This is a genomic window from Bradyrhizobium sp. LB8.2, from assembly GCF_040548035.1.
In the GTDB taxonomy this organism is placed as follows: domain Bacteria; phylum Pseudomonadota; class Alphaproteobacteria; order Rhizobiales; family Xanthobacteraceae; genus Bradyrhizobium.
Map to the genome: position 1 here is coordinate 151150 of NZ_JBEPQV010000007.1, position 20661 is coordinate 171810.

Sequence of the window (20661 nt, forward strand, 5' to 3'; positions counted from 1 at the left end):
CGCCTCCTCACCATGAGGAGATGCACCTATCCCGTCGCCTTCTCCGCCATATACTTTCGCCAACCGCCATAGGCCGTAATGTCGCGGGCGTCGCCCAGCACTTCCGGCTCGACGAGAAACCCCTTCACGGTGCGGCCGTCGGCCAGCCGCACTGTGCCGATCGCCATCGGCGCGGGGATCGCGTTGACGAACTTGCCGAAAGCGGACGACGACAGCGACCATATCTCCAGCTCGATCGACGCGCCCTTGCCGGCTTCGACGCGCCGCATGCCCGGCTTCGGCGGCGTGGTCTTCAATGCGTAGAGCTTGTAGTCAGCCGCGGTCCTGGTCGCCTCGATCAGCTGGCCGTTCAGCGCTTTCAGCTCGCCGTTCAGCGCCATGCCTGACAGATGCGCGCCGACGACGGCGATCGGAATTTCATCGACGCTGTTCGCGGCAAGCGGCGCGAGCGGAGACTGCGCCACGCCCCTTGCGCCAAGCGTCAGCTCCGTAGCCGCGTGAAACACACGGCCGATGCTCGCGAGCAGCGCGTCATGTCCGGTCGGCGCAAGCAGCGTGATGCCGAATGGAATGCCGTCGTCCCGCATCGCTGCCGGCACCGCGAGACCGCAGAGGTCGAGCAGATTCACAAAATTGGTGTAGGTGCCGAGCCGACTGTTGAGCTCGACCGGATTGGCCAGCACCTGAGCGGTCGTATAGACCGTCGGTGCCGTCGGCAGCATCAGTGCGTCAATGTTGGTGAAGGTGCGCTCGGCGATCTTGCGCAGGCCCTGCAAGCGATAGAGCGCGGAGAAGGTTTCCGCCGCCGTCAGCCGCGCGCCGGCCACGGTGATCTCGCGCGTCACCGGATGGATCGCATCCGGCGCGGACGCCAGCAGGTCGCGGATCACGAGATAGCGCTCGGCGACCCACGGTCCCTCGTAGAGTAGCCGCGCTGTCTCGTAGAACGGCTCGAGGTCGAACTCGACGAGCGTTGCGCCAAGCGCGGTCCAGCGCTTCAGCGCATCGCTAAAGGCCGTTTCCGCCTTCTTGTCGCCGAAAAAGATCAGCTGTCCGTTGCGCGGCACGCCGAGACGCAGGTTTGCCGGGAGCGGCGTGATCGCGCCCAGCCGCCGATCGCGCGAGAACGGATCGGCCTGGTCGGGGCCAGTCATCACGGAGAGCGCCAACGCGGCGTCGTCCACGGTCAGTGCGAACACCGAGATGCAGTCGAGCGTCCGGCAGGCCGGCACCAGGCCAGCGGTCGAGATCATGCCGAGGCTCGGCTTCAGCCCGACGATGTTGTTGAGCATCGCCGGCACGCGTCCGGAGCCGGCGGTGTCAGTTCCCAGTGACAGCGGCACCAGCCCGGCGCCGACGGCGGTGGCTGAGCCCGAGCTCGATCCGCCGGGAATGAGATCATCGCGGATCGAATTGCGAGGGATGCCATGAGGGGAGCGTACGCCGACGAGGCCGGTCGCGAACTGGTCGAGATTGGTCTTGCCGATGATGATGGCGCCGGCGGCGCGCAGCCGTTGCACCGCGGTCGAATCATGCATCGGCGTATACGAGAAGGCCGGGCAGGCCGCGGTGGTCGGAAATCCCAGCGCGTCGATATTGTCCTTTACCACGACCGGCACGCCACAGAGCGGCAGGCTGGCGGCGTCCTTCGTGGCGAGCTTCTCGGCCTCCGTGATCGCGTCCTTTTCGTCGCGCAGGCTGATGAAAACGGCCGGATCGTTGTGATCGCGGATGCGCTGATAGGTGCGCGCGACCGTCTGCGCCGGCGTGAGCGTGCCCGCGCGATGCGCGGCCACAATCGCGGCGATCGTTTCAGGCTGCTCAGCCCCCATTCCAGCCTTCATGGCGACAAAACTCCGGCTATCTGCCTTCACCCGTATCGAAGCAAGCGATGTGCCATTGTGTACACGATCCGGGCAGGACGAGTGCTCCGGATATTATCGGGGGATCAGTCGCTTGAGGGATATTTCGAGGGTCGGGTGGCCGTCGTGCCAGCGCCCTGCCGGGAGCATTTGCATAAATAGTGGGCAGTCTGGGTCAGGTGAAGTCAGCGAGGATCCGCAGCAGCCGTTCCCGGTTCTCCTTGCCGATCCTGTCCTCGACATGCCGCTCGTGCTCCGCGGCGAGGCGCTTGAATTTCGCCAGCGCCGTCTCGCCTTGCGCGGTGAGGTGCAGGGCATGGGAGCGCCGGTCGGTCTTCGATCTGACCCGCTTCACGAGCCTGCGCTGTTCGAGGCTGTCGAGCAGATGCACAAGCCGCGCGCGCTCGATGCCGAGGCGCTTGGCCACCGCCATCTGCGAAAGGCCGGGATTGGCGCCGATCACCGTCAGCACCGAATATTGCGTCGGCCGGATGTCGACATTGCCGAGCGTTTTGACGAAGTCCTGGAAAATCCAGATCTGGAAGCGCCGCACCGCATAACCGGCGTGGCCGACCAGTGCGTCGAGGCCGATTTCGTCCGCGTCGTTCCGCGGCGTTGCGCCGTTGGCCGCACGCTTGCGTGGGAAAGTCTGGGCTGCGGTGGTTGTCACGTCGGGTCTCCTGCCGGGCCATTGTTGTAGCGTCTTCGCCGTGCCAGCGGAAGATTGTTGTTGACGACAACAATTGCCACGCTCAACATTATGGCCAACGCGGCCTGCGACGAGGCTGCGGCCGATCCCGGCTTCCGGGCGAGGAGGAAACCATGACAGCCGCCCCACGCGGTGATGCTTCGAGCTTGTTCGCGACGCCCAAAACCGTTGCCGAGCATCGCGCCGACGGCAGCATCGTGCTGCGCTCGCCCGACCCCTTGCGCAATGGCGCGCGCTGCATCGGCGACTGGCTGGAGCAATGGGCGCGGCAAAGGCCTGATGCGATTTTCCTCGCAGAGCGCAGCAGTGCCGAAGCGCCGTGGACCACCGTCACCTATGCGCAGGCGCTGCGCCAGGTGCGTGCTGCGGCGTCCTGGATTTTGGCGCAGGGTCTCAGCGCAGAGCATCCGCTAGCGATCCTCTCCGACAACAGCATCGATCATGCGCTGCTGGCTCTTGCGGCCCAGCATATCGGCGTGCCCTCGGCGGCGATCTCGCCAGCCTATTCGCTGATGTCAAAGGACTTTGACAAGCTCAAGAGCATGATCACACTGCTTGAGCCCGCCGCGATCTATGTCTCAGCAGTGAAGCCGTTTGCGGCGGCGATGGCCGCGATCAAGCCGCTGCATCGTGCGCAGATCATCAGCGGCAATGCAGACGATATCGATGCGCTGGCCTTCGGCACCATCGCGGCAACGCCCGAGAGCCCCGAGGTCGCAACGGCCTTTGCCGCGGTGACGCCCGATACGATCGCAAAATTCCTGTTCACCTCGGGCTCGACCGGTACGCCGAAAGCCGTGATCAACACCCAGCGCATGCTGACTTCCAGCCAGCAGGCCAAGGCGCAGACCTGGACCTTTCTCGAGCAAGCTGGCAGCGATCTCGTCATTCTCGACTGGCTGCCCTGGAGCCACACCTTCGGCGCCAACCACAATTTCAATCTCGTGCTGCGCAATGGCGGCTCGCTCTATATCGACGGCGGCAAGTCTGCGCCGGGCCTCTTTGCGACGTCACTCGCCAATTTGAAAAGCGTGATGCCGACGGTCTATTTCAACGTGCCGCGCGGCTTTGACATGCTGATCGCGGCGCTGCGCGGCGACGAGGCGCTGTGCCGCCGCTTCTTCGGCGAGGTGAAGTTCGCGTTCTACGCCGGTGCCGCGCTGCCTCAAAATCTATGGGACGCGCTCGAAGAACTCTCCGTCAAGACCGTTGGCCGCGCGCTGCCAATGGTCTCGGCGTGGGGCTCAACCGAGACGTCGCCGCTGGCGACCGACTGCCATTTCCTCGCGGAGCGTTCGGGCAATATCGGCGTGCCTATACCCGGCACCGAATTGAAGCTTGTCCCCTCCGGCGACAAGCTGGAGGTGCGGGTGCGCGGCCCCAACGTCACGCCGGGTTACTGGAAGGCGCCGGAGCTGACCAGGCAGGCCTTTGATGACGAGGGCTTTTATCTCATCGGTGACGCCGTGAAGTTCGCCGACGCCGGGCGGCCCGAGCGCGGCCTGTTCTTCGACGGCCGCGTCGCGGAGGACTTCAAGCTCAATTCCGGCACCTGGGTCAATGTCGGCACGCTGCGCGTCGCCGGCATCGCCGCGCTGGCGCCGCTCGCGCAGGACATCGTCGTCACCGGTCATGGCGGCGACGAGGTGCGCTTCCTGGTGTTTCCGAACATCGCCGCCTGCCGAGTTCACGCGGGTTTGCCCGAGACGGCAGGCGCGAACAACGTGCTCGCGCATGACAAGGTCAGAACGGCGATCGCGCGGGGTCTCGCGAAACTGAAGCAGCAGGGGGCCAATTCCTCCGGCCACGCCACGCGCGCACTGCTGCTCGCCGAGCCGCCGTCGGTGGACGGCGGGGAGATTACGGACAAGGGCTACATCAATCAGCGCGCCGTGCTGACGCTGCGCGTCAAAGCGCTGGCGCGGTTGAACGACGATGCGCCGGGGGAGTGGATTGGTCCGTAGCGGTTGTTTGGGCCCGTGCCCCGGACGCAGCGCAGCACGCAGTGATGCGCTGCAGAGCCGGGGCCTATCTCGCTTAGTGCGCGCCGTCGCATGGATCCCGGCGCTGCGCAGCAGCGTTTCACGCTGCAGCGCGTCCGGGACACGAGAGTTGGGCAAGCCCAATTACGCCAGCGATTCTGCCGCAATATCTTTGCCGATTCTTTTGTTGCCTAAGCAACTAACTTGTGCGAACCGTTCGGGACAAGGATGATGGCGGGAGGAACCGCCGCGTCAGATCTCGGAGGGAGCAATGCTCAGCAGAAAGGGTGCCGCGGGCGAATGCCGGTGCATGCCTGGGCGTGACAGGGGTCCGCGCCCGCTGCGCGGCGCGTCAGGTCTCGGTGCCGCCGGTGACCGCGCCGAGATTCTCGTGCAGGCGGCGCAACAGGTCGATCAGCACCTCGCGCTCGTCCTTGCCCAGACAAGACAACAGGCGTCGCTCGCGCTCGAATGCCGCGACGATCACCTTGTCATGGGTAGCGCGGCCCTTCGCCGTCAGCGAGATCGAATGAGTGCGCCCGTCGTCGGGGTCGGTGCGGATCGACACCAGCCCCCGCTTTTCCAGGCCCGCCAGCGTCCGGCTCACCGGGCCCTTGTCGAAACCAATGACGTGGCAGATGCGCGAAGCGGGAATGCAGGGCTCGATCGCCAGCAGCGACATGATCCGCCATTCCGTGACGTTGACGCCGAACTGCCGCTGATAGAACGCGGTGGCGCTGTTCGAGAGCTTGTTGGCGATGAAGGTGATGAACGCCGGGACGTAGCGATCGAGATCGAGCGTCGGCCCCGTCTCCGCGGGTGCAGGTTTTTGGCGGGCTCTGGTCGAAGACGGCGGCATATCGGGATTCTGTCTCGCGGCGTGTCCGGAGACCTAAAGGTAAGCGCGGCCCTTTCACAAGATCAAAATGAGGGAGGAGTTCAATGAGTGCACCCGGCTCTGCCGTATCGGCCGTCCCGCATCTCGACGTCGATCCCTTCGACATGGATTTTTTCGCCGATCCTTATCCGACGCATGAATTGCTGCGAGAGACAGGTCCGGTCGTTTATCTCGACAAATGGAAACTCTACGGCGTAGCGCGCTATGCCGAGGTTCATGCCGTGCTGAACGACCCCGCGACGTTCTGCTCGAGCCGCGGTGTCGGTCTCTCCGATTTCAAGAAGGAGACGCCGTGGCGGCCGCCGAGCCTGATCCTCGAGGCCGATCCTCCCGAGCACACCCGCACGCGTGCCGTGCTCTCAAAGGTGCTGTCGCCGACGGTGATGAAGGGGCTTCGCGACCGCTTCGCCGCGGCAGCGGAAGCGCGTGTGGACGCGCTGCTGGAGAAACGCAGCTTCGATGCCATCGCGGACCTCGCCGAAGCCTATCCGTTGTCGATCTTCCCGGACGCGCTCGGGCTGAAGCCTGAGGGACGCGAGAATCTCATTCCCTATGCGAGCTTGGTGTTCAACGCCTTCGGCCCGCCGAACCAATTGCGCAAGGAGGCGATCGCGCGCTCGGCGCCGCACCAAGCCTACGTCACCGAGCAGTGCCAGCGCGACAACCTCACGCCCGGCGGTATCGGCGCCTGCATCCACGCCCATGTCGACGAGGGTGCCATCACCGCCACTGAAGCGCCGCTGCTGGTGCGCTCGCTCTTGTCGGCCGGTCTCGACACCACCGTCAACGGCATCGGTGCAGCGGTCTACTGTCTCGCGCGCTTCCCTGAGCAGTGGCAGCGCCTGCGCAACGATTTCACGCTGGCGCGCAACGCTTTCGAGGAGGCCATTCGTTTTGAAAGCCCGGTGCAGACCTTCTTCCGCACAACAACGCGCGAGGTCGAACTGTCAGGCGCGACCATCGGTGAGGGCGAGAAGGTGTTGATGTTCCTGGCTGCCGCCAATCGCGATCCGCGGCGCTGGGACAAGCCCGACAGCTACGACATCACCCGCCGCACGTCCGGCCATGTTGGCTATGGCTCAGGTATTCACATGTGCGTCGGCCAGCTGGTCGCGCGGCTCGAAGGCGAGACAATGCTCGCGGCGTTGGCCCGCCGGATCGCAAAGATCGAGATCACCGGCGCTCCACAACGTCGCTTCAACAACACGCTGCGCGGGCTCGACAGCCTGCCTGTGACCATCATGCCGGCCTGACGCTGCTGGCATCGAAAACAATAAATACGACAGGGGAGGGAACAATGAAGAACTTGAAGTGGACACTTGCGCTGGCTGCGAGCTTGATCGGCGGCGCGGCAAATGCCGAGATATCGGACAATGTCGTGCGCGTCGGGGTGCTCAACGACATTTCCGGCATCTTCCAGGACACAAACGGCATGGGTTCGGTCGAGGCCGCGCGCATGGCTGCCGAGGATTTCAACGGCGGCGGCAAAGGCATCAAGGTCGAGATCGTCTATGCCGATCACCAGAACAAGGCCGATGTCGGCAACGCCATCGCGCGCAAATGGCTCGACGTCGAGGGTGTCGACGCCATCGTCGACGTGCCGAACTCGGCCGTCGGTCTCTCCATCAACACGCTGCTGCGCGACAGCCGCATGACGTTCCTGGCGTCGTCCACCGCGAGCTCCGATCTCACCGGCAAGGCCTGCTCGCCCAACACCATCCAATGGGTCAACGACGCCTGGGCCACAGGCAATACCACGGCGGCCGCGATGATGTCGCGCGGCGGCAAGGACTGGTATTTCCTTACGGTCGATTACGCGCTCGGCAAGGGCATCGAAGCGGAAGCCCAAAAATACATCGAGGCGCATGGCGGCAAGGTGTTGGGTTCCAGCAAGCATCCGCTCGGCACCTCCGACTTCGCGTCCTTCCTGTTGCAGGCGCAGGGCTCGAAGGCGCAGGTGATCGGGCTCGCCAATGCCGGCGGCGACACGATCAACGCGGTGAAGCAGGCCGCCGAGTTCGGGATACAGCAGGGCGGACAAAAGCTGGTCGCCTTCCTGCTCTTCATCAACGACGTCCATGGCATGGGCATCAAGGTCGCGCAGGGCCTTCAGCTCATGGAGGCCTTCTACTGGGACATGAACGACGACACCCGCGCCTTCGCCAAGCGGTTCGCCGCGCGGCCCGGCATGAACGGCAAGATGCCAAGCGGCAACCAGGCCGGCGTCTATGCGTCCACGCTCGCTTATCTCAACGCGGTCGCCGCGACCAGCAGCGACAATGCCAAGGACGCTGTGCCCGAGATGAAGAAGTTCAAGGGCAAGGACAAGCTGTTCGGCGACACCACGATCCGCCAGGACGGCCGCGTCGTGCATCCGATGTATCTGTTCGAGGTGAAGAAGCCGGAGGAGTCGAAATATCCGTACGACTATTACAAGCTGGTCTCGACGATTCCCACGGAGCAGGCGTTTCGGCCGCTGGCGGAGGGCGGGTGTGAGCTGGTGAAGTAGGGTCTCGTGCCCCGGACGCAGTACGGCGCGTAGCGCTGCGCTGCAGAGCCGGGGCCCACAGGTCTGGGCCCCGGCTCTGCGTCGCGTCATTTCATGCGGCGCCGCGTCCGGGACACGAGAGGATGGTCCCTACACCACCTTGCTGCTTCCCTGCGTGATCAGCCGCGCGGCGCGCTGGTCGCGGGCGTAGATCCAGAGCCAGCTCAGCGCGACGCTGAGGCGGTGGCGCAAGCCGATCAGGAAGTAGATGTGGGCGATGCCCCAGATCCACCACGCGACGGTGCCGCGCAGTTTTACCTTGCCGAAGTCGATCACCGCGAGCCGTTTGCCGATCTGCGCGAGGCTGCCGGAGTGCTTGTAGCGGAACGGGCCTGTCGGTTCTCCGCGCAGCCGGACCTTGATGCTGTCGGCGACGTGACGTCCCTGCTGCTTGGCGGCCGGCGCGATACCGGGCACAGGCTTGCCGTGCCAGGCGTTGATCACAACGGTGTCGCCGATCGCAAAGATTTCGGGATGACCGGGGATGGTGAGATCGGCCTCCACTTGTACGCGTCCGGCACGATCGGCCGGCGCGCCCAGCCACTCAGCCGCGGGCGAGGCGCGGACGCCGGCGGCCCAGATCTTGGTTTTGGCATCGAGCCGCGTGCCGCCGAAAACCACGCCGTCGCGGTCGATCTCGGTGACGGCCTTGCCAAGTACGACCTCGACGCCGATCTTTTCCAGCGAGGCCTGCGCATAGGCCGAGAGGTCGTCGGCAAAACCTGCCAGCACGCGCGGCCCCGCCTCGATCAGCACCACGCGCGCTTTCGTCGTGTCGATGTTGCGGAAATCGCCGGGCAAGGTGTGGTGCGCCATTTCGGCAATGGTGCCGGCAAGCTCGACCCCGGTGGGGCCGGCGCCGACGATGACGAAAGTCAGCCGCGCCGCGCGCTTTTCCGGATCGGTCTCGCGCTCGGCGCGCTCGAACGCCACCAGGATGTGACGGCGCAGCGTGGTCCCGTCCTCCAGTGTTTTGAGACCCGGCGCGAACTGCTCCCATTCGTCGTGGCCGAAATAGGCATGCCGCGCGCCTGTGGCGAGCACCAGCGTGTCGTAAGGCACCTCGCTGCCGTCGTCGATCAGCACGCAGCGCCTGTCGGCATCGACACCGCTGACGGTCGCAAAGAGCGTCGTCACGTCGCGCCGGTCGCGCATCAGGTGCCGGACCGGCCAGGCGATCTCGCTGGTGGCGAGCGAGGCGGTCGCGACCTGATAGAGCAGCGGCTGGAACAGGTGATGGTTGCGGCGGTCGATCAGCGTGATCTCGACCGGGCTGCCGGCCAGCCGGTGGGTCGTCTCCAGTCCGCCGAAGCCGGCTCCGACGATGACGACGCGATGCGGTGTCGTGGTCATGATGCGCCCTCGAATCTCGCTTCTCTGTTCTTTTATTTAAGTGCGAATTGGGCGTCGCGGTCCAATAGCGGTCATCAATCGCCGGATAGGCCAAGTGTATCGAGTGTACCGATATCCCGCGAAAAAGCGCCGCAGCCCTCGCCGAAGTGAGTAGAACTATATTTCTTGCCATTCACGATTAGGGCGAATTATGGTGCAGGGCAGGCGCTGAGCCATTGGCGGCTCGACAGATTTTGCGTTCAATAGAGATTGACCCGGGGCGGCGATCACCCGTTTGCGGGCTTCAATAATAAGGAGGGGAGAGGCTATGAGGACGGCATTCTGGCTGGCGGGCGCAGCGGCGCTGGTGCTGGCAAGCCCGGCATTCGCCGGCGACACCATCAAGATCGGCTTCGTTTCGACCTTCAGCGGTCCGACCGCCGTGATCGGCAACGACATGCGCAACTCGTTCGAGCTCGCGCTGGATCACATCGGCCGCAAGATGGACGGCAAGCCGGTCGAGGTGATCTACGAGGACGACGGGCAGAAGCCCGATGTCGGCAAGCAGAAGACCGAGAAGCTGGTGCAGTCCGACAAGGTCGATTTCATCGTCGGCTACATCTGGTCGAATGTGCTGCTGGCCTCGCTCAAGACCGCGGTGGATTCGCAGACCATCCTGATCTCGGCCAATGCCGGTCCGTCGCAGCTCGCGGGCGATCTTTGTTCGCCCTACGTGTTCTCGACCTCCTGGCAGAACGACCAGACGCCGGCCGCCATGGGCCTCTACATGAACCAGAAGGGCGTCAAGAGCGTGTTCCTGATCGGCCCGAACTACGCCGCCGGCAAGGACATGCTCGCGGGCGTGAAGAGCACGTTCAAGGGCGAGGTCAAGGGCGAGGAATACACGGTGTGGCCGAGCCAGCTCGACTTCTCCGCCGAGCTCTCCAAGGCGCGCGCCTCGGGCGCCGAGTCGATCTTCGTGTTCTATCCCGGTGCGGCCGGCGTGCAGTTCCTCAACCAATATGCGCAGGCCGGGCTGAAGAGCACGATGCCGCTCTATACGGCTTTCACCGTCGACGAGCTGTCGCTGCCGCTGCAGAAGGAGAACGCGCTCGGCGTGCCCGGCGCGCAGGAATGGGTGAATGATTTGCCCAACGAGCAGAACAAGCGCTTTGTCGCCGACTACCGCAAGAAGTACACCGGCCTGCGCCCGACCTATTACGGCGCGCAAGCCTATGACGCGGCCCAGCTCATCAACAGCGCGGTGGTCGCGGTCAAGGGCGACACCAGCAAGAAGGACGCGATGAAGGCCGAGATGGAGAAGGCCAATTTCAAGTCGCTGCGCGGCCCCTTCAAATACGGCAAGAACCACATCCCGGTGCAGAACTTCTATCTCCAGGACGTCGTCAAGGACGGCGACGGCCAGCTCTCGCTGAAGACGGTCGCGACCATCGTCGAGAACGACCAGGATCGCTTCCACGACAAATGCGCAATGAAGTGAGGTCTCTGCTTTCCCTCTCCCCGCTCGCGGGGAGAGGGGCTCTCAGCTCTCTCCCCGTCATTGCGAGCGCAGCGAAGCAATCCAGAATCTTTCCGCTGAGGGATTCTGGATTGCTTCGTCGCAAGGGCTCCTCGCAATGACGGCGTAGAGTCTACACCCGCGGCATGCTCGCAGGCCGCACTTCGCGCGCCTGCGCGGCAAGCCTGATCCCGGCATTGGCCGCGCCGAAGCCCTGATAATCCCGCCGCTCCACGATCTCGAAAAAGAACCGCTCGTCGAAAATGTGGGTGTAGACCTGGAAGAACTCTCCGTCGCCTTCGCGGTCGTAGAGGATGTGGTTGGCGCGCAGCTGCGCCATCAGCTCGGGTGCCAGATCGTACTTGGCTTCGATGTCGTCGTAGTAATTATCAGGGATATCGAGGAAATCAGCGCCGCGCTTGCGCATCTCCGCGACCGCCGCAAAAATGTCCCGGCACGTGAACGCGACGTGCTGCACGCCCGAGCCGAAAAACTCCGAGATGAAGCGCGCCGGCAGTGTACGGTTGGCGGATGAGCCGTTAAGCACGAAACGCAGGCTCTGGTCGTCATTGATGACGGCCTGGCTCTGCACGAGCCCTCTGGGATCGGCGATCTCCATCTGTGGCAGACGCGTCAGGTCGAGGATCCCGGTGTAGAACAACAGCCAGGACAGCATCTCGTCATAGGGCATCGACTGCGCGATGTGATCGACGGCCAGCAGCGCGTCCGCGCCGGCGTCGCTCGCAATCGGCTCGAAATCCGTGTCCCAGTTCTTGCCGGCCTGATCGAGGAAATACAGCAGGCTGCCGCCGACGCCATGGATCGCGGGAATTTCGAGTTCGCCCGGCCCGACCGGCTGGTAGAAGGTGCGCGCCTTCAGCGTCTCGGCGCGTTGCATGGCAAGGCCGGCATTGTCGACCTCGAGCGCGATGGCGCAGACGCCGGGACCGTGCGTGACATAGTGCGAATGCGCAAAGCCGTCGGTCTCGGAGTTGATGACGAGCTCGACCTTGCCTTGCGACCAGCGTTCCACCGCCTTGCTGCGATGCTTGCCGGTCTTGCGGAAGCCGAGCTGCGAAAGCAGGTGGGCGAGTTCGCCGGCCTTGGTCTCGTTGACGGCAAACTCGATGAATCCCGTACCGCGACTTTTGGCCTTCGGCGCCAGGGGCTCGCTGATGAGCTTTGGCCAATCCGGTGCAAGCTGGTCCTCCAGCAGAATCAGCGAGCGCAGGCCGTCGACCGCGGTCTGCATGGCCGAGCCGGCGCGGAACTGGTCGTTGAAGATCTCCAGCGACAGCGGCCCCGCATAGCCGGTCGCCGCGATCGCCGCCATGAACTCGCCGACCGGCAGATCGCCCTGGCCGGGGAAGGAGCGAAAGTGCCGGCTCCACGACAGGATGTCGAGCTCGAGCTTCGGTGCATCCGCAAGCTGGACCAGAAAGATCTTGTCGCCGGGGATCGAGGCCATCGCGCGAACCGGAAAGCCGGGGGCCAGCGCGTGAAAGCTGTCGAGGATGACGCCGATCGCGGGATGATCGGCGCGCCGCACGATCTCCCAGGCGTCGCGGTAGTCGTTGACGTGGCGTCCCCAGGCCAATGCCTCGTAGCCGACGCGCAAAGACCGTTTTGCCGCGCGCTCGCCAAGCTCGCAAAAATCATCCCCGGCGCGGTCGATGCCGCCGAGCGAGCTGGGGGACACGTTGGAGCAGATCAGCAGCAGGTCGGTGCCGAGCTCCTGCATCAAGTCGAACTTGCGTTCGGCGCGGGCAAAATTGCGCGAACGCTGCGGCTCCGGCATGCCCTCGAAATCACGGAACGGCTGAAACGCGCAAATCTCCAGATTGAGGTCGCCGCAGAGCTTTGCGATGTCGCGCGGGCTTGCGCCGAACGACAGCAGATCGTTCTCGAAAATCTCGACCATATCGAAGCCGGCGGATGCGATGGCGCGGAGCTTTTCGTCGAGGCTGCCTGACAGGGAGACGGTCGCGATCGAGCGCTTTTTCATGCTGCGTCGTCCTCCTCCATCGCACCGCCCAGGAAGAGCTGGCCGATTCGCGGGTCGTTCAGGATTCGCTTCGCGCCGTCGACCATGCGGGTCTGGCCGAGCTCGAGCACGATGCCGATGTCGGAAATCTCCAGTGCCGAGCGTGCGTTCTGCTCGATCATCAAAATCGTGACGCCCCGGTCGCGCAGGGATCTCAGGATGTCGAAAGTCTGCTGCACCATCAGCGGTGACAGGCCGATCGAGGGCTCGTCGATCAGCACGAGCCTTGGTTCGAGCAGCAGCGAGCGGGCGATTTCGAGTTGCTTCTGCTCGCCGCCGGACAATGTGGAAGCCTGCTGCGTCGATTTCCGCCGCAGCGCCGGGAACAGGTCGAGCGCGGCCTCGATCCGGCTCTGCAGGTCGATGCCCTTGCCCGCGGAAACGCCGCCGAGCTCGATGTTGTGGCGCACCGACAGCTCGGGAAAGATGTTGCGGCCCTGCGGCACGTAGCAGATGCCGGCATTGAGCAGCGCGCGCTGGCTCAAATTGGTGACGTCGCGGCCGGCAAAACTGATCTTGCCCTCGCGCAGCTTGAGCAGGCCGAAGATCGCCTTGAACACGGTGGACTTGCCGGCGCCGTTCGGGCCGATGATGGTGGTGATGGTGGCCTGCGGCACGGCGAAGGTGGTGCCGTTCAAAATCGTCATCTTGCCGTAGCCGCCGACGAGATTGTGAACCGAGAGGATCGGATCGCTCATGATGGCTCTCCCTAATGTCCGAGATAGGCTTCGATCACGGCGGGATCCTTGCGGACCTCGTCGGGCCGTCCCATTGCCAGCACCTTGCCTTCCGCCATCACCATCACGCGCGAGCACAGCGACATCACGAATTCCATGTTGTGCTCGATCACGACGAACGTGGCGTTCTTCTCGCGGTTGATCGCGACCAGCCGCTCCTTCAAATCCGTCAGCATCGACGGGTTGACGCCGCCGGCGGGCTCGTCGAGCAGCACCAGGCGCGGTCCACCCATGAAGGCCATGGCGGCGTCGAGCAGCTTCTGTTGGCCATAGGAGAGTCCGCCGGCCGGCTCGTCGGCGAGATGATCGAGCTTGAAAAAGCCGATCATCTGGTTGGCGGCCTCTGTCAATCCGGCATCGGAGCGGCCGACCAGGCGCGAGGCCATGCTGCCCTGGTGCTCCTGGCCTGCGAGGATCAGGTTCTCGCGCACCGAGAGTTTTGGAAACACCTGCAACAGCTGGAAGGTGCGGCTGACCCCGAGCTTGTTGAGCTCGGCAGGGCGCAGGCCGGTGACCACCTTGCCGTCGAGCTTGACCTCGCCGCCTGATGGCGTGAGCTGGCCGAGGATGCAGTTGAACAAGGTGGACTTGCCGCAGCCGTTCGGGCCGATCAGGCCGAGGATCTCGCCTTCGCGCACGTCGAAAGAGACGCCGCCGACGGCACTGATGCCGCCAAAGTTCTTCTTGATGTCGGTGACTTCGAGGACTGCGCTCATTGCACCGTCTCCAGCCGGGATTTTGCGACAGCGCGCAGCGTAGAAGCCGCCTTGGTGCGGCGTTCGGCCAGATAGCGATCCAGGATTCCCAAAATGCCGGTCGGCGACCAGATCAGCAGCCCCATCACCGCGATCGCGTAGAGCATCAGATAATAGCCCTCGGTGAAGCGCAGCCATTCCGGCAGCAGCACGGCGATCATCGCGCCCAGGAACGGACCCAGGAAGAAGCCGGCGCCGCCGACGATCACCATCATCAAGAGGTCGAGCGAGAGCGACAGGTTGAACGGCACGGGATCGATATATTGCGTCAGCGGCGCATAGAGCGCGCCGGCCACGCCGCCGAGCGCCGAGCCGATCGCGAACGCCATCAGCGTATAGCGGCGCGTGTCGACGCCGAGCGATTGCGCGCGCAGCGGATTTTCGCGCAGCGCCATGAACGCGCGGCCCCAGGGTGAGCGGATCAGCCACCACACCGCCAGCGACACGATCGCGAGCGAGCCGAGGCAGACATAGTAGAACGGCAGCGGCTTGCTGGTTGGGATGCCGAAGATGTGCGGGCGCGGAATGTTGGAGATGCCGTAGATGCCGCCGGTGAGCCAGCTCTCGTTGCGAAACACCAGGAAGGCCAGCGTGGAGAAGGCGAGCGTGACGAAGGCGAGGTAGTGGTGCTGCACCCGCAGCGCGGGGTAGCCGAGCACCCAGCCGACCGCGAAGCTCAACGCGATCGCGACGACGATCGCCGCCGGCAGCGGCCAGCCATGCGTGGTCATGATCGCTGCCGCGTAAGCGCCGATGCCGACGAAGGCGCCCTGCGCCAGCGAGACCTGGCCGGCATAGCCGAGCGTGAGGTTGAGGCCCATGGCGGCGATCGCCATCACCGCCCACTGGCTCAGGATGAACAGGCCATAACGGTTGAAGTTCATGGGGATGACGATCAGCGCGGCGATGACGATGAGGCCGAGCGCGATCTTCAGAGGTTTGGCGAAGGCGCTCATACGGTGCGCTCCTCGGCACGGCCGAGCAAGCCCTGCGGCCGGAACAGGATGACGGCGATCAGGATGATCATCGGCACGGCGGCGCGGTACTGCGTCGAGACGTAGGCGGCGGCGAGATTGTCGAGCACGCCGATCAGGAGGCCGCCCGCGATCGCGCCGCGCACCTGGTTGAACCCGCCGACGATCGCGGCGATGAAGGCGGCCTGGCCCAGCACCTCGCCCGATGTAAATTTTGCGAGATAGATCGGCGTGATCAACAGCGAGGCGAGCGCGACCAGGAACGCATTGATCAGGAAGGTCAGGAGAATCATGCGCTCGACCGGGACGCCGATGATGCGCGCCACCATCGGGTTCTGCGCCGCCGCCTGCATCTGGTGGCCGAGCGAAGTTCGGTTCAGGAGCGCGGTCAGACCGGAGACAGCAAGGATGGCGAGGACGAGGACGCCGATGCTTTGCAGCGAGACGGCGTGGCCGAGGATGGAGACGTCGCCGGTCGGCACGATCGAGGGGAAGGGCGAGGCCTCGGCGCTGAAGAACTGCTTCACGGCCTCCTTGATGCCGATCGCGAGCGCCATGGTCGCGATCGCAAGCGGCAGCACGCCATGGCGCAACATCGGATCGACCAGCAGCATCTTGAAGGCGAGGCCCAGCAGCAGCATCGAGAGCAGGATGCCGAGGATGATCGCGAGCCAGAACGGCGCGCCGGCATGCATTGCTGCCAACATCAAAAATGCCGGCAGCATCACGAACTCGCCTTGCGCGAAATTGATGGTCTGCGAGGTCTGCCACAGCAGCGTGAAGCCGACCGCGACCAGCGCATAGATCGCGCCGGTGGCAAGTCCCGCGACCAGAAGATCGAACAGATTTGACATGGGTTCTCTTTGATCGTTAGAGCCCGAGTGAAAGCGCGTTCAGGTCTATCACTCCCTCTCCCCGCAAGAGCGGGGCGAGGGAGAAGAAAGAAGCCCTCACTTCACCTTCGGCAGCACCTGCTTCACGACCTGCTTGCCTTCGACCACCTCGACCAGAAAGCTCTGGCGATCGATGTCGCCGGTGTCGCTGAAGGTGACGTCCATCAGGATGCCCGGCTCGTCCGCGGCCTTGATGGTCAGGCCATGCAGCGTGTCGGCGAAGGCTTTGGAATCGACTTTGCCCATTTTCTCGGTCGTGGCTTTCACCATGTAGACCGCAAGATAGCCCTTCAGGCCGTTATGGTCGGGCACGTAATTGTACTTCTTCGCAAACTTGTCGCGAAACGTCTTGATCAGGTCGACCGGGGCGTCGGTGGTCAGGCCGACATGGCCGCGCGCGCCATTGGCGGCATCGCCCGCGAGCTCGATCACCTTCTGGCCGATCAGCGTGGTCTCGCCCATCAGCGGCGCGGTGACGCCCTGGCGCTTCAGCTCCTTCAGGATGCGCGCGCTCTCTTCCTCGTTCAGGTAGACGAACACGGCGTCGGGATTGGCGGCCTTGATCTTGCCGACGTCGGCGGCGAAATCCGCCTGGCCCGCTTCGGTGGAGAGATCGGCGACCACCTTGGAGCCGAGCCGGTCGAGCTCCTTGACCACGACGTCGCGACCGCCGCGGCCGAAATCATTGTTGACCCAGACCACCGCGACCGACTTCGCCTTCATGTCGTCGTGAATGTATTTGGCGACCTTCGGCATCGAGGATTGCTGGCCGAACGAGGTGCGGAACAGGAATTTGTTTCCGGCCTGCGTCAACTCGGCGGCTTCGCCACCCATGATCTGCGCGATGCCGGCTTCGGCCGCGAGCGGCGCGGTGACCTTCACGGAGCCGGAATAGCCGGGCCCGAGCAGCACATAGGGCTCGGCGTCGAGCGCCTTCTGCACCTGCGCGCGCGCAACCCCGGGGTTGGATTGCGAGTCCGCATGGGTGACCTCTAACTTGCGGCCGAGCACGCCGCCCTTGGCATTGATCTCTTCGATCGCGAGATCGATGCCGTTCTTCCAGTTGGTGCCGACGGTTGCGCCGCCGCCGGAAAGCTCGGCGACGTCGGCGAGCTTGATCGCCTGGGCGTGAACACTGGTTGCAGTCGCGAAGGCAAGCAGGGCGCCCGCCAGAATGGCCGATTTCATGGTCTATCCTCCCATTTTTCGTTGATGTTGTTCGCGGCCTTGTGTCCGGCCGCTTTGGTTACGCTGCGTGATAGGCCGAGCTTCGTGCCGCCATCACCTCGTCAAATGCCTCTCCCATGACCTCGGTCGATGGGGCAAGGCCCGTGAACAGTTCGAAAGCGTCGGCGGCCTGGTAGATCGCGAGCTCCCGCCCGGTCATGATCCGCGCGCTCGTGGCTTGTGCGGCCGCGAGCAGCGGCGTGATCAGCGGCGAGTAGACGGCATCCGCAACCCACAATTTTTCATGCAGCAGCGTGGCCGGGACCGGCATGCCGCGGTTCGGCAGCATCCCGACCGGCGTGCCGTTGACGAGGCCGGTCGCGCCTTGCAGCGCGTCCTCGATGCTCGACGCCAGCCTTGCGACGCCCTGTGCGGCGAGCAGGGAGACGAGCGTCTCGGCGCGCGCCGGCTCGCTGTCGAAGATGCGGATGTCGGTCACGTCCCGGCTCGCCAGGGCAAACGCGATCGCCTTGCCGACGCCGCCGGCGCCGATCACGGCGACGGCGTTGCCGGACGGCGCCAGCAGTGGCGCCACCGCGCGCGCGAAGCCGGTGGTGTCGGTGTTGTGGCCGGTCAGCCGGCCGTCCCGGGCGACGACGGTGTTGACCGCGCCCATCGCGGCAGCGCCCGGCGCCAGTTCGTCGAGCAGCGGGACCACCGCTTCCTTGTAGGGGTAGGTGACGTTGACGCCGGCAAAGCCGAGCCGCCGCACGCCCTCGAGCATCATGCGAAGCCCGGCCGCATCGGCGCCGGCGACCTCGATGAGCTGGTAGTGGCCGCGCAAGCCCAGAGCCTCGGCGGCGCTCTCGTGCATGGCGGGGGATGCGGAATGCGCGATCGGCGCGCCGATCAGGCCGGTGAGGATCTTTTTGCTGGCGGCGTATCCGCGCTCGGACATGGTTCGCTATCGTCTCGCTGGGAGTGTTCGGTCCCGGCCATTAGCGGGGAAATCCGCGCAATTCCAAGGGGGCTTCCAAGTGCGACGATAGCCTTTCCCCTGCCTAACACAATTACCCATTTATCTGGCAAACCTAACATAATGTTATTTCTTGCGCCCGCGCGAAGGGATGGCCTTGCCGGTGATGCGGGACGGCTCCACCGCGCGCATCTCGGCGCGCAGGGACTCGATGAAATACTCGACGTGAAGCGACAGCGGCGCGCCGCGCTTCACCGCGATGTAAGTGTCGAAACGCGTCGGCTCGGTGATCTTCAAGAGCTCGATGCCGGGATAGCCGCCATGGGCGACCGTGAACTGGTCGATGATGGCGATGCCGAGCCCCGCCTTCACCAGCGCGCAGACCGTGGTACCGAAGCGCGCGCGGATGGTGATGTTGTAGTCGAGCCGGTTGCGCGCAAAGATCTCGGCCATGATCCGGCCGTAAGGGTCGTTGGGATCGATGCCGATCAGCGGATAGCGGGTGATCTCGGCCGCGGAAACCTGCTTGCGGCCGGCGAGCTCATGGCCTGATGGCACGATGCAATAGAGCTCGCCGGAGGCGAGCGGCATGAAGTCGAGCCCGGAATGGTCGAGCCGATAGCTCATCGCGACGCACTCGCCGCGGCCGAGCAGGAGATAGTCGATGGCTTCCTCGAGCTTGAGGATGTTGATGTCGATGCCGAGGTCGGGATAGCGGCGGCGGACGCGCTCGATCGCGCGCGGCACCATCACCTGCGAGATGCTCGGCACCGAGCCGATGCGCAGCTCCGACAATCCACCGCGGCCGATCTTGGAGATGAGCTCGGAGAGGTCGTCGACCTTCTTGTAGACGCCGTTGATCTGCTCGAAGATGTTCTCGGCTTCCGGCGTCGGGAAATAGCGGCCGTTCTGGCGCTGGAAGAAGCGGATGCCGAGCGAGCGTTCGGTGTATTTGACGAGGCGGCTGATCCCCGGGGCCGAAACGTTGAGCAGCTTCGCCGCGCCGCCGATGGTGCCCGTCACCATCACGGCACGGATCACTTCAACCTGGCGCAGCGTCATCATGTCCTGGGCATCCGAAAGATGATCGTGGTCGCGATCATCTCACGAGAGCCGCGAGGTCATCCAGCGGCAAATGTTCGACAACGTGAATTGGCGGCGCGCGCCCGCGCTGCCGCGACCGCGTTTAGCTCGACGGTCCTTCGGGCGACACGCTGCCGGGTCGTTCCGGGCGCTCGCTTTGCAGCACCTCGCGCGCGAACTCGATGATCTTCTGCTTGTTCGCCGTTTCACGGACGGCGAAAAACACGCGGTTGAGTTCCAGGCCGAGAACGCTGTTGAGGGCGATGTCCTCGTCTTCCATCGTGGTTTTCCCGCTTCAGACGTCATAGGTGTAACTTGACGTCCCATCTTCCACAAGTAGATCAAAGCTTCGAGGTCAATGGGATACCGGACAACTACGGAAACGGTGAATTGAGGCAGCCCGCGAAGACGTGCTATACCGGAGCCCAAGGGTCAGGAAACGCACCGATGTCCGCCGTGGATTATGGCCGGGAGGCGCTCGACTTCATTGAAGGCCTGGCGGCCTATCGTAAGGTTCCGGACGCTATGAACGCGCTCGAAGGGGCGTTCGGGCGCTTCGGCTTCGAAACCATCATCGTGACAGGGTTGCCGAATCCCGACCAGCGGTTCGCACAGATGGTGCTCGCCAAGCGCTGGCCCGCGGAATGGTTCAGTCTCTACACACAGAACAACTACGACCGCGTCGACCCGGTGGTGCGGATGTGCCGACAATCGGTCAACCCGTTCGAATGGTCGGAAGCGCCCTATGATGCCGAACTCGATCCGGGCGCGGCGGAGGTAATGAACCGCGCCGGCGATTTCCGCATGTCGCGCGGCTTCATCGTGCCGATCCACGGGCTCACCGGCTATGAGGCCGCCGTGTCGCTCGGGGGCATCCATCTCGATCTCAACGCCCGCAGCAAGCCGGCATTGCACCTGATGGCGATGTACGGCTTCGACCACATTCGCCGTCTGCTCGATCCGGCGCCGTATTCGTCCACACGCCTCACCCCGCGCGAGCGCGAAGTGATCTCCTGGGCCTCGCAGGGCAAGTCGGCCTGGGAAATCGGCGAGATCCTGCACATCACGCAGCGTACCGCCGAAGAGCATCTTGCAACCGCCGCGCGCAAGCTCGGTGCCGTCAACCGCACGCATGCGGTTGCACTGGCGATTCGCAACAAGATCATCAATCCCTAACCGACG

At 64.4% G+C, this 20661-nt stretch carries 18 protein-coding genes; 5 read left to right on the plus strand and 13 right to left on the minus strand.

The features are described 5' to 3' along the window. Positions 1 to 26: 26 nt before the first annotated feature. Positions 27 to 1832, minus strand: coding sequence for an allophanate hydrolase (gene atzF / locus ABIB06_RS11565; protein ID WP_502916528.1), 1806 nt, complete (start codon positions 1830 to 1832; stop codon positions 27 to 29). Positions 1833 to 2037: 205 nt separating this feature from the next. Further along, positions 2038 to 2532 carry a MarR family winged helix-turn-helix transcriptional regulator gene (locus ABIB06_RS11570; RefSeq protein ID WP_354048258.1) on the minus strand — a complete coding sequence of 165 codons (495 nt, stop codon included), beginning with the start codon at positions 2530 to 2532 and terminating at the stop codon, positions 2038 to 2040. Positions 2533 to 2684: 152 nt separating this feature from the next. Between ABIB06_RS11570 and ABIB06_RS11575 the strand changes: the two genes are divergently transcribed. Continuing rightward, positions 2685 to 4535 carry a feruloyl-CoA synthase gene (locus tag ABIB06_RS11575; protein ID WP_354048260.1) on the plus strand — a complete coding sequence of 617 codons (1851 nt, stop codon included), beginning with the start codon at positions 2685 to 2687 and terminating at the stop codon, positions 4533 to 4535. 370 nt (positions 4536 to 4905) lie between these two features. Here ABIB06_RS11575 and ABIB06_RS11580 read toward each other — a convergent pair whose 3' ends face one another. Beyond that, positions 4906 to 5412 (minus strand): MarR family winged helix-turn-helix transcriptional regulator, encoded by a 507-nt coding sequence (locus ABIB06_RS11580; protein WP_354048262.1) that lies wholly within the window; start codon positions 5410 to 5412, stop codon positions 4906 to 4908. Positions 5413 to 5495: 83 nt separating this feature from the next. On the opposite strand from ABIB06_RS11580, the gene ABIB06_RS11585 reads away from it, so the two are divergent. Beyond that, positions 5496 to 6704, plus strand: a complete 1209-nt coding sequence (locus ABIB06_RS11585; RefSeq protein WP_354048264.1) for a cytochrome P450 — start codon at positions 5496 to 5498, stop codon at positions 6702 to 6704. 44 nt (positions 6705 to 6748) lie between these two features. Beyond that, positions 6749 to 7960 (plus strand): ABC transporter substrate-binding protein, encoded by a 1212-nt coding sequence (locus ABIB06_RS11590; RefSeq protein ID WP_354048265.1) that lies wholly within the window; start codon positions 6749 to 6751, stop codon positions 7958 to 7960. A gap of 129 nt (positions 7961 to 8089) precedes the next feature. On the opposite strand, the gene ABIB06_RS11595 is transcribed toward ABIB06_RS11590, so the two are convergent. After that, on the minus strand, positions 8090 to 9352 hold the full coding sequence (locus tag ABIB06_RS11595; protein ID WP_354048267.1) for an NAD(P)/FAD-dependent oxidoreductase: 1263 nt from the start codon (positions 9350 to 9352) through the stop codon (positions 8090 to 8092). 307 nt (positions 9353 to 9659) lie between these two features. Between ABIB06_RS11595 and ABIB06_RS11600 the strand changes: the two genes are divergently transcribed. Beyond that, entirely contained in the window at positions 9660 to 10832 is a 1173-nt protein-coding gene (locus tag ABIB06_RS11600) for an ABC transporter substrate-binding protein (protein WP_354048269.1), read from the plus strand. A 151-nt stretch (positions 10833 to 10983) separates the two neighbouring features. On the opposite strand, the gene ABIB06_RS11605 is transcribed toward ABIB06_RS11600, so the two are convergent. From ABIB06_RS11605 to ABIB06_RS11645, 9 genes are all read right to left on the minus strand, one after another. After that, the gene (locus tag ABIB06_RS11605) at positions 10984 to 12855 is read right to left on the minus strand and encodes a bifunctional sugar phosphate isomerase/epimerase/4-hydroxyphenylpyruvate dioxygenase family protein (RefSeq protein ID WP_354048270.1); all 1872 of its coding nucleotides are present in this window, start codon (positions 12853 to 12855) and stop codon (positions 10984 to 10986) included. After that, on the minus strand, positions 12852 to 13592 hold the full coding sequence (locus ABIB06_RS11610; RefSeq protein ID WP_354048272.1) for an ABC transporter ATP-binding protein: 741 nt from the start codon (positions 13590 to 13592) through the stop codon (positions 12852 to 12854). The genes ABIB06_RS11605 and ABIB06_RS11610 overlap by 4 nt, the downstream gene beginning before the upstream one ends. A gap of 11 nt (positions 13593 to 13603) precedes the next feature. Then, positions 13604 to 14347 (minus strand): ABC transporter ATP-binding protein, encoded by a 744-nt coding sequence (locus tag ABIB06_RS11615; RefSeq protein ID WP_247338759.1) that lies wholly within the window; start codon positions 14345 to 14347, stop codon positions 13604 to 13606. Continuing rightward, positions 14344 to 15342, minus strand: coding sequence for a branched-chain amino acid ABC transporter permease (locus ABIB06_RS11620; RefSeq protein WP_354048274.1), 999 nt, complete (start codon positions 15340 to 15342; stop codon positions 14344 to 14346). The genes ABIB06_RS11615 and ABIB06_RS11620 overlap by 4 nt, the downstream gene beginning before the upstream one ends. Continuing rightward, complete coding sequence (locus tag ABIB06_RS11625) at positions 15339 to 16214, minus strand: branched-chain amino acid ABC transporter permease (RefSeq protein ID WP_354048276.1); 876 nt, start codon at positions 16212 to 16214, stop codon at positions 15339 to 15341. Before ABIB06_RS11625 ends, ABIB06_RS11620 begins: the two co-directional genes overlap by 4 nt. 96 nt (positions 16215 to 16310) lie before the next feature. Next, positions 16311 to 17441, minus strand: a complete 1131-nt coding sequence (locus ABIB06_RS11630; protein WP_354048278.1) for an ABC transporter substrate-binding protein — start codon at positions 17439 to 17441, stop codon at positions 16311 to 16313. A gap of 58 nt (positions 17442 to 17499) precedes the next feature. Beyond that, a complete protein-coding gene (locus ABIB06_RS11635; protein WP_354048280.1) occupies positions 17500 to 18378 on the minus strand; it encodes a shikimate dehydrogenase in 879 nt (292 codons plus the stop codon). A 144-nt stretch (positions 18379 to 18522) separates the two neighbouring features. Beyond that, positions 18523 to 19461 (minus strand): LysR family transcriptional regulator, encoded by a 939-nt coding sequence (locus ABIB06_RS11640; protein ID WP_354048282.1) that lies wholly within the window; start codon positions 19459 to 19461, stop codon positions 18523 to 18525. A gap of 121 nt (positions 19462 to 19582) precedes the next feature. Next, positions 19583 to 19759, minus strand: a complete 177-nt coding sequence (locus ABIB06_RS11645; protein WP_247338748.1) for a hypothetical protein — start codon at positions 19757 to 19759, stop codon at positions 19583 to 19585. Between the two features lie 167 nt (positions 19760 to 19926). Between ABIB06_RS11645 and ABIB06_RS11650 the strand changes: the two genes are divergently transcribed. Next, positions 19927 to 20655 carry a helix-turn-helix transcriptional regulator gene (locus ABIB06_RS11650; protein WP_247338746.1) on the plus strand — a complete coding sequence of 243 codons (729 nt, stop codon included), beginning with the start codon at positions 19927 to 19929 and terminating at the stop codon, positions 20653 to 20655. Positions 20656 to 20661 lie beyond the last annotated feature (6 nt).